The following is a 14,177-nucleotide window of genomic DNA, read 5'->3' on the forward strand; positions in this document are numbered from 1 at the left end:
ATACACACAATGGAAAGTTAGGATAAAATGACAGATTTTCGCAATAAGTATTCGGTGCTTCAGGACTTTTTCGGACACTCTCAGTTCAGAAACGGTCAGGAGCAGATAATAGACAGCATACTTGCAGGGCGTGACTGCCTTGGAGTTATGCCAACAGGCGCAGGCAAGTCTATGTGCTATCAAATACCTGCTCTTATGTTTGACGGGATAACTATAGTTGTTTCGCCACTCATATCCCTTATGAAAGATCAGGTGAACTCGCTGATACAATCGGGAGTGAGGGCAGCGTATCTGAACTCCTCACTGACGGCGGCACAGTATGAAATGGCTATATCAAACGCCGCCCGTGGTATGTACAAGATAATATATGTTGCACCTGAAAGGCTGATGACAGGATCGTTTCTGTCACTGGCTTCGTCGGTGAAGATATCAATGCTTGCGGTGGACGAAGCCCACTGCGTTTCTCAGTGGGGACAGGATTTCAGACCTTCCTATATGAAGATACCCGAGTTTCTCGGCAAACTTCCCTACCGCCCTATCGTCAGCGCATTCACCGCCACTGCCACCGCAGAAGTAAAAGCGGACATTATCAAAATGCTTGAACTCCGTGACCCTTTCACCATAACCACAGGCTTTGACAGAAAAAATCTCTACTTTGGCGTTTCTCACCCTCATGACAAATACAGTGAAACAGTGAGGATAGTTGAGAAATACAAGGACAACTGCGGAATAATCTACTGCTCCACAAGAAAAAATGTTGAGAGCGTGTGTGAAAAGCTCTGTGCCGACGGCTACAACGCTTCACGCTATCATGCAGGTCTTTCTGATGAGGAAAGGCGTAAAAATCAAGACGATTTTATCTTTGATCGTGTCCAGGTCATGGTGGCGACCAATGCTTTCGGCATGGGAATAGACAAATCAAACGTGAGCTATGTCATACATTATAATATGCCTAAGAATATTGAAAGCTATTATCAGGAGGCAGGCAGAGCGGGACGTGACGGCAACGAAGCAAAGTGCATTTTGCTCTACAGCGGTCAGGACGTTGCGACCAACAAGTTTCTTATAAACAATTCTCATGACAATCCCGACCTTGACGATGACACACTTGAAATGATACGCAAACGTGATCTTATGCGTCTGAAAAAGATGACCGATTACTGCAATACAAACGGCTGTCTGAGAGAGTTTATCCTTGGATATTTCGGTGAGAAGCAGGACAAGCCTTGTCAGAACTGCTCAGGCTGTTTGGGTGATTTCGGAGAAACAGAAGAAGTTGACGTGTCTGTGGATTGCCAAAAAGTGCTTTCCTGCATTTATAGACTTCACCAGCGAAACCTTTCTTTTGGAGCAGGTGTCATAGCACAGATACTTAAAGGCTCAGACTCCGAAAAGGTAAAGCGTTTTGACCTTTCCACTCTTTCGACATACGGCATAATGAAAGACTCCACGCAGGTCTATATCCGCAGGCTCATAGCTTTTCTTGAAGCTGATGATTACATCACACAGACTTCACACGGGGATTTTTCTGTACTTACCCTTACAAGAAGGTCTGCGGAAATATTAATGGACAAAAAGACTATTACAATACGCCTTCCAAAGAAAAAACCAAAGAGCGAAACGGTCACAAAGATCGGCAGGGACGAAGTTACGACATTTGACAAGGAGCTTTTCGGACGGCTCAGAGCTGTGCGGAGCAAGCTTGCGACACAGGCGAGTCTGCCTGCATATATCATTCTTACAGACGCTTCACTGCGTGATATGTGTATAAAGCTGCCTAAGACGCAGACGGAGCTTTTGAATATCTCAGGGGTGGGCAAGTCAAAGCAGGAACGTTATGGAAGATACTTTGTAGCTGAGATACAGAAATATCTCAAGGAAAATCCGGACGCCGCTTCGGGCTATAAATATATCCCAGAGGGCTATCTGCAAAAGCAGATGGCGGAAGGCGGTCAAAGCACAAAGGAATATATAATCGCCCACGCAGGTGAGCTTTCAGGCAAAGAACAGGATATGACCCTTTCAGAAGTATGCGACAGCATTTTCTATCAGCTCGGCACAGACGGCGATATAAGAAGCATAAAACTTGCCATAAAAGAATGGCTCATAGGTGAAAATTATCTTGCAAAAGACGGTGCAAACGGCAGGGGCTTTCTTGAAACCACAATACTTTCCCCTGAAGCAGGAATAATAGAGCGTGAAAAAATATCACAGCTTGGAAACAGCTACAAGACGATACTTTTTCCAAAGCAGGCGCAGGAATTTATTTTTGAGAACATAGAGGAGATACTCAGCAAAGATGTACAAAACTAATAATAAAATGCGGTTTTGTGACAGATATTTATGTTTCCATACAATTTAGGTGAAAAAAATCTAAAAAGCTATTGAAAACCCACGAAAAAAGCAGTATAATAACAATAGTACATAAAACAACACGGGAGCTGAATGTTTTTCGGCTGAGAAAGAGCAAATTGATGTTCTGACCGCACCTGATATGGGTAATGCCAGCGTAGGAAAATAGTGTGTATATCTATGCGTGTGCCCTTTTATCAGGCATACGCATTTTTTGTACGCAGAAAGGAATGGTATAATATGAAAAATTCAAAAACACTCACATTGGTCGAGGGTGCAGTAATGGTGGCACTGGCAACAGTGCTTAGCTTTATCAGAGTATACAAGCTCCCTTGGGGAGGCTCTATCACACTGCTCTCCATGCTTCCTATAGCCGTTTTCAGCATTAAGCATGGCGTAGCAAAGGGTCTTGGAGCGGCATTTGTGTTCTCTCTCATTCAGTTCATTCAGGGTATCACAGACGGACTTTTCGGCTGGGGACTTTCTCCTATAATGCTCGTTGCCTGCATATTCATTGACTATCTTGCAGCCTACACAGTTCTCGGTGTGGCAGGAATGTTCAGAAAGAAAGGTGCAGTGGGCTGGATAGCAGGAACAATGATAGCAGTTTTCCTGAGATTTGTTTGCCACTTCATCAGCGGCGTTGTTATCTGGAAGTCATTCGGCGCACTGTGGGACGGCTTCTCAACAGACAACAGCGTACTCTACAGCCTGCTTTACAACGGCTCTTATATGCTTCCTGAAATGATATTCACAGCTATCGGTGCGTTTGCACTTTTTGAGATACCTCAGACTAGAAAGATACTTTCCACACAGGATAAATAATCACACATTGCAAAAGGCTGGCGGTCTGTAGCTGCTTTCATTCATGCAGAAAAAAGGACGAACACAAAATGTTCGTCCTTTTATTTATCAGTTATAACCGCAGGCAAGACGTTTCTCAAACTCAGCCGCAGGCAGAGGCTTGTCAAACACAAAGCCCTGAACAGCGTCACAGCCAACTTCTCTGAGATAGTCAAGCTGCTGCTCAGTTTCAACTCCCTCGGCGATAGTTTCCTTACCAAGCTTTTTAACCATTTTTATAATGTAATAGAACATTATAAGATCTTTATCTTTGCCCTCATAATCCTTTTCAAGAGGAATAAAGGACTTGTCGATCTTTATTACCTGCAGATCAACATTCTTTATCATATTGAGCGATGAAAAGCCAGTACCAAAATCGTCCATAGATGTGACGATACCATTAGCTCTCAGACCATTCACGATCTCTGTGATAAGCTCAAAATTCTGATAATCCTCGCTTTCAGTAAGCTCTATTTCTATAAGCTGGTGATCAAGCTCGTATTTATCGATCAAGGCAACTATATTGCCTATCATATTTTTTTCTTCCAGGTGCTTTCTCGAAAAATTCACTGATATCCTCAAGGGTTCAAAACCCATATCTATGCGTTTTCTCAGCCATTTGCAAACTTCTTCAAGCACATAGTAGTCAAGCTTTATTATGCTTCCGTCATTGGTAAGAAACGGAACAAACTCCACCGGTGCTGATAACCTTCCCTTTCTATGCCAACGTACAAGGGCTTCTGCACCAAATATCTCCTTGGTTTCGATGCGTACCTTTGGCTGATAATACACCTCGAACTCACCTGCCATAAGCCCAGCCATGAAGTTTGACAGCACTCCCTGAATTTTCATCAGTTCTTGTTTTATATTTTCGGAATACTCCATTACATGGCCTGCACCAACTCGTCTTGCAGCAGCATATGCAATGCTTGCACGAGCCATTACTTCTCTTGGATATCTTATACCCACAGTTGACGAATATCCGATGGTTGCACTAAAAATAAAATCCTTTGATACTTTGCCATCATTATACCTTATGTTCATAAAGCTGAGCATATCAATATATTCTCTAAGAGATTCGTTCTTTACAAGCATAACGAAATTATCGCCGCCAAGTCTTGCGATCATCTCACCATCTGAAAGATTTCGGTATATTGTCTTTGTATAATTACGCAAAACAACGTCGCCCTGTTCGTAATTTAATACCTTATTTACATATTTGAAGTTATGTATATTGAAAAAGATTATACTGAAATCCTCTATCCTGTTTTGCGCTATAAGCATACCGGCGTAATTTATCAAAGCGTCTAAAGTTGCTGCACCTGTTTCGATATCCGTTTTTATAACATGAGTAACAAGCTCCTGCATAACTACCCTGTTAAATTGGATAAAAACAGTGTTTGCGATTATCTCTACGATATTCCTTTGCTCGTTATCAAAGCCATTGGAATTACCAGAATAAAAGGTCACTGTTATAAAGCCGCCTTCAAACAAAGGAAAACTTGCCTCAAAAGGCTCATTTTCCACGTCCTTCTCTCTGTCATAAAGCACCATGAGCATATCTGCACCATCTTCACAAAGCTTTGTTGCAGGCATTTTCACTGCAAGCTCCGCTCTGACGATGTTAAGCTTGTCTGCCACAGCAGCCACAGCACTTTTCACCTTGGCACTGCATTCGCCCATATTCTCCGAATCTTCATATATCGTTCGGAAGAAAAGCATCAAATCATTATCAAAATTCATTTTTATCCCCACTAATTTTTTATTCATTTATCACGCTCAGGAAAACGTTTTCAAAAATACCTGTACTTACCTTATCTCATTTTACTACTTTTTATAAAAAAAGTCAAGCAAGCATAGCAAAACGCCGTCCCTTTCCGACGGCGTTTTATCGTCTTAGTATCTATAGCTGCTCTCACCTACAAACTCCCTTGCAAGGGAATTTACAGGCACATTTTCGAGCATCACCGGCTCTATCTCCTCAAGGGCTTTTAGCATAGGCAAAAAGCGTTCAAAATCCTTATAGCTCCTGCTCTCACGTCGCAGTGTATCCAAAAGATAGTTCTTATACAAGGCAGGCTCATAAGCGTGAAAAGTATCCACTGAAAACTCAGCCCTGTGCTTGTATGGCATTATATACTTGTTCTCGCCAGCCTCAACGCTGTCGAACATATCCAGTGTTTCCGCTGCACTTCTGCCACGAAAAAATCCGTCCCTTATGAGTCTGCGCATAAGCCTGATATAGCAAGGATGCAGAAGCTCACCGTCTTTCAATTCGAGTCTGCTTCTTACACTGACATACATACATCTTGCATAATCCCCAGCCGCACCTGTGACCTCCGGGTTAAGCGCATGGATACCCTCAAAAACAACTATGTCGTTTTTGTTTCGTCTGAGTCTTTCTCCGTCACGCCTGCATTGTTCTGAAAATTCAAACTTCGGCAGAACGACTTCATCACCGCTGTTTATCTTTTCCATATGCTCATAAAGAAGCTTTCGGTCTATTCTGTCAGGAGATTCATAGTCAGGCTTGCCGTCATCTCCTATAACAGCGGTGAAGCTGTCAGAAGGCAGAAAATAATCGTCCATAGAGATAGTGTGGGTGTGTATCCCCCTGCTGTCAAGTATTTCCTCTATTTTCAACGCTGTTGTGGTCTTGCCCGCCCCTGACGGACCTGCCAAAAGCAATATAGGCTTCTCCTTTTGATGCTCCTCGATGCTGTCTGCAATGGCAACGAGCTTTTCATTATATTTTCTGTCGCACTCTTCAACAAAAAGCTTTTCGTCATCTCTGACCTTTCTGTTTATAGCACTGACGTGTATCTTTTTCATTGTGTGGTTTGTTCCTTTCGTATGCGTCAGGCAACACCACACATAAAGCGTGCAGTGTTGCCCTGTATCTCATATTATATGTGCAGCAAAAGCTAATCGTTCCACTTTGCACAGATATTATTTATGGTATCAGTGAGCTTTGCAAGGTCTTTGTTTGTAAGACCTGAGCTTTTGTTTACCAAAGCCGTCAGCCTGTCAAGAGCGCTGAGCAGACGCTGATAGTTAGGGGACGCACCTGTCTTCTTGACTATCTTTATAGGGGTCGTGTTTTTGAACTCGCCGCTTATAAGGTCAAGCTCCGCACCGCTGTAAGGTGCAAAGGCGTTAAGCCCGAAATCGTTACGCAAATGATCCTTATACGCCTCGGCAACTGAATCCTCGCCGTGGTTGACAAAGACTTTCTTAGGCGGCTTTTCATAGCTTTTTATCCACCTGTCCAGACCGTCAACGTCAGCATGACCGCTCACGCCTGGCAGCACCAGTATCTCAGCCCTGACAACGACTTCCTCGCCGAAAAGCTTTGCCGTTTTTGCACCCTCCACAAGACTTCTTCCAAGGGTATTCATAGCCTGATAGCCCACAAAAAGTATGGTGTTTTCAGGTTTCCACAAATTGTGCTTGAGGTGGTGTTTTATTCTGCCCGCCTCGCACATACCGCTTGCGGAAATTACTATCTTAGGTGTGTCGATAAAGTTTATGGCTCTTGACTCGTCACTTGTGACAGCGATATTAAGTCCGCTGAAAGTGATAGGATTTATGCCCTTGTTCACATAGGACATTGCCTCCTCGTCAAAGCATGAATTTTTGTTTTTGTTGAATATCTGCGTTGCCTCAATAGCAAGTGGAGAATCCACATACACAGGAAAATCCCCATGACCAGTCACCATATTCTCCGCCTTGATATGCCTTATAAAATACAGTAGTTCCTGTGTTCTGCCTACTGCGAATGACGGTATAACAAGGTTTCCTCCCCTATCAAAGGTCTTTTGAATGACCTTTGCAAGACTCTTTGCATAGTCCTTCGGCTTATCATGGCGACGGTTACCGTATGTGGACTCCATTACAACATAATCTGCCTCCGTTATATACTGCGGATCTCTGATAAGAGGTTGGTCAAGGTTTCCTATATCTCCCGAAAATACTATCTTACGTTCTTCGCCGTTCTCTGTGAGCCATATCTCGATGCTTGATGAACCAAGCAAGTGACCTGCGTCGATAAAACGCACTTTTATGCCCTCGGATATCTCCGTCACCTCACTGTATGGGTGTGGGCAAAGGCAGGCAATAGCCGCCTCTGCGTCTGCCATAGTATAGAGTGGCGACACCTCGCCTGTACCCTTACGTTTGCCCTTTCTGCTTCTCCACTCTGCTTCAAACTCCTGAATATGCGCTGAATCTCTCAGCATTATCTCACATAAATTACAAGTGGCCTCAGTTGCGTGTATCTGTCCAGCAAAGCCGCCTGCCGCCAACAGTGGAAGCAGACCTGAATGATCTATATGAGCATGAGTCAGCAATACAAAATCTATATTTCCAGGAGGACAAGGTATCTTCGCATTTTCAAAATAGTCAACGCCCTGCTCCATTCCGAAATCCACCAGAAATCTCTTTCCGCAGGCTTCTATATATGTACAGCTTCCCGTTACCTCATGTGTTGCACCGATAAAATTAAGTTTCATTGCCCTTATCCCCTCGTTTCGTTCATATTCTGTGACAGTATCTCCATCACACTTACATTATAGCACATTCCAAGTGTGATTTCAAGCATTTTGCATAAAAATATTTGATTATCGGCAATTATTTTGTAAAGTCTGAAAGAACGTCAAGTAATAATGAGGTAAGCAACAGCATATAGATTACTACAGAAAAATTTAATGGGGTGTGAACAATGAATGGATCCGAAAAGGAACGATGTGTGCTGCTTGGAGAATATGTTGCGGCACACAGAGCCACGGTACGCTGTGCGGCAAAGGAATTTGGCATAAGCAAATCCACAGTACATAAGGATCTGACAGAACGTCTGCCGAAAATCTCTCCTCAGCTTTTCAAAAGCGTAAAAGAGGTCCTTGAGGAAAACAAACGTGAAAGACATATAAGAGGCGGAATAGCGACCAAGCATAAATATGAACAGCAGTTCAAAAAGGCTGTAAAATAACAGGCGTAAAAAGCTAGCATTTTTAAATTTACAATTTGATCTTACAACAAAAGACTGCATTACGACCATTTTAAGGTCGATATGCAGTCTTTTGCTTTTACTTATTCTGTATATTATTATAATTCAATTAAATGATGCCTTATATTCATTTCCCCACTTCTCCATAGCGTCTAAAATAGGACGCATGGTCTCGCCAAGGTCGCTTAGCGAATACTTTACTCTCGGCGGCACTTCTGCATAAACAGTGCGAACGATTATCCCGTCTGATTCCATTGCACGGAGATTTTCCGTAAGCACCTTCTGACTTATACCTGTCAGTGACTTTTGAAGCTCATTAAACCGCCATGGACGCATACGCAAATTGCGCAGGATAAGCAGTTTCCACTTGTTGCCGATAAGCTGCACAGTTGTTGCTATAGGACATTCAGGCAGATCTTCTTTTCTCAGCATATTATCACCTCAATAGTTTCATTTAGAATGTTACATTCATTATAGCATATAGTGCTGATTTAGTCAATGAGATTATATGAACAAATCCATATTTTCTTCCCTCAAACAGCGTATTGATGGGCTTTACCAGCTTTCGTGGTAGATGAATATATTGTCGAAACTCACTTTTTTTCTACCAACTTTTCTACCAAAATCGCTCTTTTTCGTTCTCTTTTTCTCGCTATCCATTTTTCGATATTATATTTTATAATGTTGACACTTGTGATTCACCCGTAGCTTTGGGTGTTTCGCTTTTCTTTTTTCTACCACCTGACTTTTTAGGTGAAGGCTTTTCTGCTGTTTTTGATGTAGACCTTACGCTTGCGGATTTCTTGTCCGCAGTCTTTTTTGCTGCCGACTTCTTTCGTGCCGGTTTCTTCTCAGGTGCAGGTTCAACAGTTTCAGCAGTGACTTTTTTCTGTTCTTCTGTTTCAGCTTCACCGCCAAGCACCCTTGCAATAGTCTCCGCAGAAATGACTTTAGCGTTATACTCCAAATGACTATAAAGATTCGCCGTAATTGTATAGTTGCTATGTCCGAGCCATTCCTGGATTGCTTTCATCGGAACATCATTCGCAAGCAATAAGCTCGCACATGAATGTCGCAAATCATGGAAACGCAGATGACGGAGTCCAGCTTTGGTAATGACATAGTGAAAACGGGTTGTCACATACTCAGGTGAGATTAACTTTCCGAAGTTGTCACGGCAGATGAAGCCTTCAAACTCCTTATCGAATGATTTACCGCTGATCTTCTTGAAGTGAGCTTCAAGCTCCTTCTTATCCAACAGCATCTTTTCGATGTGCGGTATCAGAGGGAGCGTTCTTCTTGTGGAATTGGTTTTCAGCCTGTTCTCCACATAGAGCTTTCTGTGACCGTCCTCGTCATAGTCACTGATAACCTTACGCTGAATGGTGATCGTCTTATTGGTGAAGTCGATAGCGTCCCACCGCAGACCAAGCACCTCGCTTCTACGCAGACCGTAGTAGGCTGCGATATGCACGATCAGCTCAAGTTTATCATTTTTGAATGTCTCGAACAGTGTATTCAGCTCGTCCTTATTATAAAAGGTAGCTTCATAACGATCTGCTCTCGGCACGACAAGTTTGTCCATAGGGTGTATCGGGATATATTCCATTTTAACAGCATACGCCAAAGCAGAGTGAATTGCAAGATAATACTGCTTTGCACAGCTACCCTTGCGCCCCTCATCGAGCTTGTGATTGAGGAACTCCTGAACGTGAGTATATCTCAGTGTGCCAAGAGTCAAATCGGGATAATGCTCATCGAGGTACTCTACAAAACGCTTGTTGGAATTCTTGTACGAATTGAATGTAGTACGGGCAAGGTTCGGTCTGACTGCTGTAAGCCACTCGTCGATATAGGCACTCAGCTTCATCTTTGCTTCGGGAGCAGATTCCGTCATAACTGCATACGGCACATCCACCGCAGATTTCGCTTTTGTCTTACCGATCGTTCCCGTTCTGAACTGCTCGTCAAACTCTGCCACGATCTGATCGACCGCTTCTTTCAGAGCCTTCTTTGTGCATTTCTCAGGAAGTTCCGTGTTCACCCATTTACGCTTACGCTTTCCTGCGCTGTCCTTGTAGTCAAAAACAACATACTGTTTTCCGTTCTTCACGGAAGTGATATACTTATAAGGCAGACTTGCTTTCATTATAATGATCCTCCTTCGATTTGAAAGCGGTAGAAGTCTGCTGTTGACTCTATCATTATAGCGCAGAACCAAATATAATGCAAGACTATGTGACCGCAATTCTCTGTTTTCGGCGCTGTGACCGGATTTTAACCGTTGTTTTTGTGCGCAATTAAGAAGTCGATCAAATCTGCTTTTAATATCCTGATATGCCGACCGATATGATCTATGCGCTTTATCTCTCCGTTGCTTATCATACCATATACTTTGGTAGGCCTGAACTTCAAAATCTCACATACTTCCTTTACAGTCAGAACTGGTGGATATTTACGCAGTTTGTTGGTTATATCCTTCTTATCTGCACTTATCGCCATAGATGATCCTCCTCTCAGGAGAAAAAGAAAACATAATAGCGTTGATGTTTCATATTCAGTTTTCAAGATACTGTAATACATCGTCTGTCGGTTATTTTTATGTCCAAAGATTGATGTACTGTTGGCAGCCCCTACTCCGAGGAGTAGTAGCTCCCGACGGCACATCAGCCGCCGAATAAAACAAGGAGGTGTGTGCGAAGCACCGTAGGCAGTACCCGAATTTCGGATACTCCCGACAGCATTTCAGCTATCGTCCTGCTCGATCAGGGGCAGGATGCCCTCTTTCTTTAACTGATGATAGACGAATATACGGCCCTGCTGCGTCCAATATGAATGGACTTTGGCAGTAAGATCACCATTCTTATCATAAACAGTGTGTGTCTTTGATTTCATATATCCTCTGTCTGCATATTTCTGATACGGAAGCCATACCTGTCCCTGCTTATACTGGATACCGTGTTCGTGAAGCCACTTGTTCAGCCATATTGCCGACTTGCCGTAGTCCTTCGCAATGGTACTTATGGGCATAAGCCCTTCGGAGTGCAGTACCATATCGCAATAGTCGGCTTTCGGCTTCATGACTTCTATCTGTTTCGCCTGAACAGCGGTTGTTTCAATCAGATTATTATTCTGCTGATTTGCAAGCTCCAGTTTCTGGTCTGCAATTTGTAACGCCCTCGCCATAACAGCATCGGGACTGTTCCATTGTCTTTCAAGGTTCAGGAAGTATTTGCGGCAGCGATTACCGATCTCGGTACGCTGTATCATACACAGCTCCTTTGCCATATCAATGGTCAGGTTATGGTCAATCTGTTTCTGCGGCATTGGTCTGCCATCTTCACGGTACACATTTTTGGTTACCGTGAAAAAGTCCGTATTTTCGATAAATCCGTATTCACGCATTCTGTCGAACCACATTGAATACTGCGTCCTGACATTCAGAACTTTATGAAGCTCCCGTCCGCTGACGGTACGCATATCGTTGTTGTATCTCACAGCGATTGAAATCTCATTCATATTAGAACACCCTCTCTCTTTCTTGTCGGTGTTTTTGTGTCTGTAAAAGAACTCCTGCAATTGACGGGAACGGAATCCGTCCCCGTCGCAGGAGCGACAGCATTGCTGTCTAATTGAAAATAGGAGAAATGGAACAAGCATATTCAGAGATGTTTTTGGCAGAACCCAAGCTGTAGCTCAGGCTCTCCCGACAGCATCTCTGCTGTCTTAGTGAAAGGAGTCTATATTATGCTTACCATAGATAGAGATAGAAGAATGTGAGCCTTTGGGAACGGCACAGCCTGAAAATGGACAAAGAAGCTGCGCCGTCCTCTCAGCTCTACATAACCCTTTCCAATGAAAAGAAAGGAGGAACTTGAGGGGCATTCGGTGTCTGCTCCGCCGAACCCCTTCACCTTACTACCGATAAATTTGCGTTTTTGGGAAAGATTTTCGCAAATTTCTTTCTTCAAAAAAGAAAAATCGGCATTATGCACATTTCTTAGCCGTTATTTTCGTGCAAGATGATATACTCTTTGAGTTTCTTTTTTGCAATTGTGATTTTGTATCTGACAATATCTATCGTAGTACCGTATCTGGTGGCGAGTTCCGTTAATGTGACCTTTTCTGTGCAGTAGAAATAGTCGATGATCACATTATATCCCTCCGGAAAATCGAGACGCAGTTTCTCCAAAGCGATGGGCAGATAGTCAAGCCGTGCGTCTTTTCTTCTCCTGTTCTCCTCAGCAAGCAAATTTATGGGGAGACTTGCAGGATCGGGTATCGCTTCAAGAACTCTGTCATAGTCGGTTGACTGCGCCATGAACTCCGCATCACGTTCTTCGAGGTACTTCTCCCTGCGGAGCATCTTGTTGTATTCCTTTTCTATTCTCTTTGGAATATCATCACCGAGGTGCATATAGATGAATCTCGCCATTACTTGCTGCCCTCCGTAATAGAGGTCAGCTTTGTAAGAGGCTTTGCCTTGATTTCAATCAGGCGCTTATTACAAGCTTCAAGCGTGTACTTTTCACTGAATGCACAGCCGTCAAGATAGTTTCTGATGATATGAGCTGCCAGACCGTTGTAACCATAAGTACCCGGAATAACATTGTCAGACTTGGAAAACAAATACTCGCGCCGGAGAGGGTGAAGCCTGAGTGCGATACATACGGCACAGAGGTATTTCTGCCCGATCTGACGGGTATTTTTCAGATAACGAGAAATAGAGCCTTTTCCGATGCCTGTCATTCGGGCAAACATATCATAGCTGATGTTGTACTCTTTCAGGTAACGGGCAAGTGCATCACCAAAGGTGTCTGCGTCGATCATAAGGGAGTTTTTCGTACCATACACGAACACCTTATAATCGAGAGGTTCTTCAATTTCGCTGAATAAAGCGATACGAGGAATCAGAATATTACTACTCATAAGAAATCTCCGTCCTTTCCGTCGGACGGAGATACTCAAATGAACATAGTTATCCTGCCATTCGGTATAATCCGTCCGACAATCAAACATTACTCGTTCATTTGATCGCTCATTATTCAGTTGTCCATACAGTGATCGAGTAACCCTATCGCGCATTTAGGTTCACCGTATAGAGAATTAGTCCTATGATGGACTGCGTACCCTATCATTATAAACCATAAGCTGCGAAAAAGCCAGTAGTCAGGCGTTCCCGAATGGGAACGGTCACATATTCAAAAGCACCGTATTTCGCCGTTTTCTGATAGCCGACCTACACTCCTCCCATAAACCGCAAGATGATAAAAGCATAGATTTATTAAGGCTTTTTTATCCTTTTTGATAATATTCCAAACGGGAACGATTTCACCTACTTTTCATCTTACAAGGCGAAGTTTCATCATTCTATCACAAACAGGCATAGAAAAAACGGTCTGATCTGCTCAGACCGCCTTTAAGCTGTATGCAATGGGCATACAATCTCAGCATTTGTTACAGCAAAGAAGAAATCCGCAAGGCAATCATTGCAGACTATCATCTATTGTTATTGTCCGGTACACAGCTATCACCTCCATTTTAATCGAAATATCCGATCTGTTCTGTATGGTACTGCATAGGAACAAACAAAAGCCGAGTTTGTATGCTTGTCTGATATATATTACACCGGATAACCGGATATAATCAGTAATTATAAGAAAAGAGCCGTTCCCCAACAGCTCTCTCGTCAAATGGTTACTTTGAACCCATTGGGATCAAAGTCTGTCATAATGGAAGGAGCGCTCATTCACCGATAATATCTTCATCAGTAAGTTTGATCTCTCCATTTTCCTTTTCATATTCCTTTATTGCATCCTTCACAAGCGTTTCAATCATGTTGTTAATGGAGCGATTCTGCGATTCAGCGATCTTCTTAATCTTTGCGTGGTCAATCAGAGCCAGTCGAAGCGTAAACGATGTTTTTATAATAGCCATAGCGATACCTCACTTTCACTATTATCATACCACTTTAGCT

The 14,177-nt window shown here is 43.1% G+C and carries 13 protein-coding genes and 1 riboswitch; of the genes, 3 read left to right on the forward strand and 10 right to left on the reverse strand.

Annotated features, from left to right (window positions below):
- The first annotated feature begins 27 nt into the window (after nucleotides 1–27).
- Both recQ and DW015_RS04490 read left to right on the forward strand, forming a co-directional pair.
- Nucleotides 28–2,313, forward strand: coding sequence for a DNA helicase RecQ (recQ, locus tag DW015_RS04485; RefSeq protein ID WP_117904501.1), 2,286 nt, complete (start codon nucleotides 28–30; stop codon nucleotides 2,311–2,313).
- A gap of 111 nt (nucleotides 2,314–2,424) precedes the next feature.
- Nucleotides 2,425–2,534: riboswitch (TPP riboswitch) on the forward strand.
- Nucleotides 2,535–2,592: 58 nt separating this feature from the next.
- A complete protein-coding gene (locus DW015_RS04490; RefSeq protein ID WP_117877970.1) occupies nucleotides 2,593–3,177 on the forward strand; it encodes an energy-coupled thiamine transporter ThiT in 585 nt (194 codons plus the stop codon).
- A gap of 87 nt (nucleotides 3,178–3,264) precedes the next feature.
- Here the strand turns inward: DW015_RS04490 and DW015_RS04495 are convergent, their stop codons facing one another.
- The 3 genes from DW015_RS04495 to DW015_RS04505 all read right to left on the reverse strand — a co-directional run bounded on the left by DW015_RS04495 (nucleotide 3,265) and on the right by DW015_RS04505 (nucleotide 7,706).
- Complete coding sequence (locus DW015_RS04495; protein ID WP_117904503.1) at nucleotides 3,265–4,965, reverse strand: bifunctional diguanylate cyclase/phosphodiesterase; 1,701 nt, start codon at nucleotides 4,963–4,965, stop codon at nucleotides 3,265–3,267.
- A 126-nt stretch (nucleotides 4,966–5,091) separates the two neighbouring features.
- Complete coding sequence (locus DW015_RS04500) at nucleotides 5,092–6,027, reverse strand: nucleoside kinase (RefSeq protein WP_117904504.1); 936 nt, start codon at nucleotides 6,025–6,027, stop codon at nucleotides 5,092–5,094.
- Nucleotides 6,028–6,119: 92 nt separating this feature from the next.
- Nucleotides 6,120–7,706, reverse strand: coding sequence for an MBL fold metallo-hydrolase (locus tag DW015_RS04505; RefSeq protein WP_117904506.1), 1,587 nt, complete (start codon nucleotides 7,704–7,706; stop codon nucleotides 6,120–6,122).
- Between the two features lie 209 nt (nucleotides 7,707–7,915).
- On the opposite strand from DW015_RS04505, the gene spoIIID reads away from it, so the two are divergent.
- A complete protein-coding gene (gene spoIIID / locus DW015_RS04510; RefSeq protein ID WP_038671255.1) occupies nucleotides 7,916–8,182 on the forward strand; it encodes a sporulation transcriptional regulator SpoIIID in 267 nt (88 codons plus the stop codon).
- A 123-nt stretch (nucleotides 8,183–8,305) separates the two neighbouring features.
- On the opposite strand, the gene DW015_RS04515 is transcribed toward spoIIID, so the two are convergent.
- The 7 genes from DW015_RS04515 to DW015_RS04545 form a co-directional block, all read right to left on the reverse strand.
- Nucleotides 8,306–8,632: a helix-turn-helix domain-containing protein gene (locus DW015_RS04515; RefSeq protein ID WP_117904508.1), complete on the reverse strand. Its 327-nt coding sequence runs from the start codon at nucleotides 8,630–8,632 to the stop codon at nucleotides 8,306–8,308.
- Between the two features lie 244 nt (nucleotides 8,633–8,876).
- On the reverse strand, nucleotides 8,877–10,349 hold the full coding sequence (locus DW015_RS04520; protein WP_022286520.1) for a tyrosine-type recombinase/integrase: 1,473 nt from the start codon (nucleotides 10,347–10,349) through the stop codon (nucleotides 8,877–8,879).
- A 128-nt stretch (nucleotides 10,350–10,477) separates the two neighbouring features.
- Nucleotides 10,478–10,702 (reverse strand): helix-turn-helix domain-containing protein, encoded by a 225-nt coding sequence (locus DW015_RS13360; RefSeq protein WP_022286519.1) that lies wholly within the window; start codon nucleotides 10,700–10,702, stop codon nucleotides 10,478–10,480.
- Between the two features lie 243 nt (nucleotides 10,703–10,945).
- On the reverse strand, nucleotides 10,946–11,719 hold the full coding sequence (locus tag DW015_RS04530; RefSeq protein WP_117904512.1) for a phage antirepressor KilAC domain-containing protein: 774 nt from the start codon (nucleotides 11,717–11,719) through the stop codon (nucleotides 10,946–10,948).
- A 481-nt stretch (nucleotides 11,720–12,200) separates the two neighbouring features.
- Entirely contained in the window at nucleotides 12,201–12,635 is a 435-nt protein-coding gene (locus tag DW015_RS04535) for a hypothetical protein (protein ID WP_022286517.1), read from the reverse strand.
- On the reverse strand, nucleotides 12,635–13,129 hold the full coding sequence (locus tag DW015_RS04540) for a helix-turn-helix transcriptional regulator (RefSeq protein ID WP_022286516.1): 495 nt from the start codon (nucleotides 13,127–13,129) through the stop codon (nucleotides 12,635–12,637). The genes DW015_RS04535 and DW015_RS04540 overlap by 1 nt, the downstream gene beginning before the upstream one ends.
- A gap of 816 nt (nucleotides 13,130–13,945) precedes the next feature.
- Complete coding sequence (locus DW015_RS04545; RefSeq protein WP_022286515.1) at nucleotides 13,946–14,137, reverse strand: hypothetical protein; 192 nt, start codon at nucleotides 14,135–14,137, stop codon at nucleotides 13,946–13,948.
- Between the last annotated feature and the right edge of the window lie 40 nt (nucleotides 14,138–14,177).

Source organism: Ruminococcus sp. AF37-20, assembly GCF_003460465.1.
Lineage (GTDB): Bacteria > Bacillota > Clostridia > Oscillospirales > Ruminococcaceae > Hominimerdicola > Hominimerdicola aceti.

Coding starts and splice junctions, on each gene's coding strand:
- spoIIID (WP_038671255.1), top strand. CDS start 7,916: ATGAATGGATCCGAAAAGGAACGATGTGTGCTGCTTGGAGAATATGTT.
- recQ (WP_117904501.1), top strand. CDS start 28: ATGACAGATTTTCGCAATAAGTATTCGGTGCTTCAGGACTTTTTCGGA.
- DW015_RS04505 (WP_117904506.1), bottom strand. CDS start 7,706: ATGAAACTTAATTTTATCGGTGCAACACATGAGGTAACGGGAAGCTGT.
- DW015_RS04500 (WP_117904504.1), bottom strand. CDS start 6,027: ATGAAAAAGATACACGTCAGTGCTATAAACAGAAAGGTCAGAGATGAC.
- DW015_RS04520 (WP_022286520.1), bottom strand. CDS start 10,349: ATGAAAGCAAGTCTGCCTTATAAGTATATCACTTCCGTGAAGAACGGA.
- DW015_RS04545 (WP_022286515.1), bottom strand. CDS start 14,137: ATGGCTATTATAAAAACATCGTTTACGCTTCGACTGGCTCTGATTGAC.
- DW015_RS04535 (WP_022286517.1), bottom strand. CDS start 12,635: ATGGCGAGATTCATCTATATGCACCTCGGTGATGATATTCCAAAGAGA.
- DW015_RS04515 (WP_117904508.1), bottom strand. CDS start 8,632: ATGCTGAGAAAAGAAGATCTGCCTGAATGTCCTATAGCAACAACTGTG.
- DW015_RS04530 (WP_117904512.1), bottom strand. CDS start 11,719: ATGAATGAGATTTCAATCGCTGTGAGATACAACAACGATATGCGTACC.
- DW015_RS04495 (WP_117904503.1), bottom strand. CDS start 4,965: ATGAATAAAAAATTAGTGGGGATAAAAATGAATTTTGATAATGATTTG.
- DW015_RS04490 (WP_117877970.1), top strand. CDS start 2,593: ATGAAAAATTCAAAAACACTCACATTGGTCGAGGGTGCAGTAATGGTG.
- DW015_RS13360 (WP_022286519.1), bottom strand. CDS start 10,702: ATGGCGATAAGTGCAGATAAGAAGGATATAACCAACAAACTGCGTAAA.
- DW015_RS04540 (WP_022286516.1), bottom strand. CDS start 13,129: ATGAGTAGTAATATTCTGATTCCTCGTATCGCTTTATTCAGCGAAATT.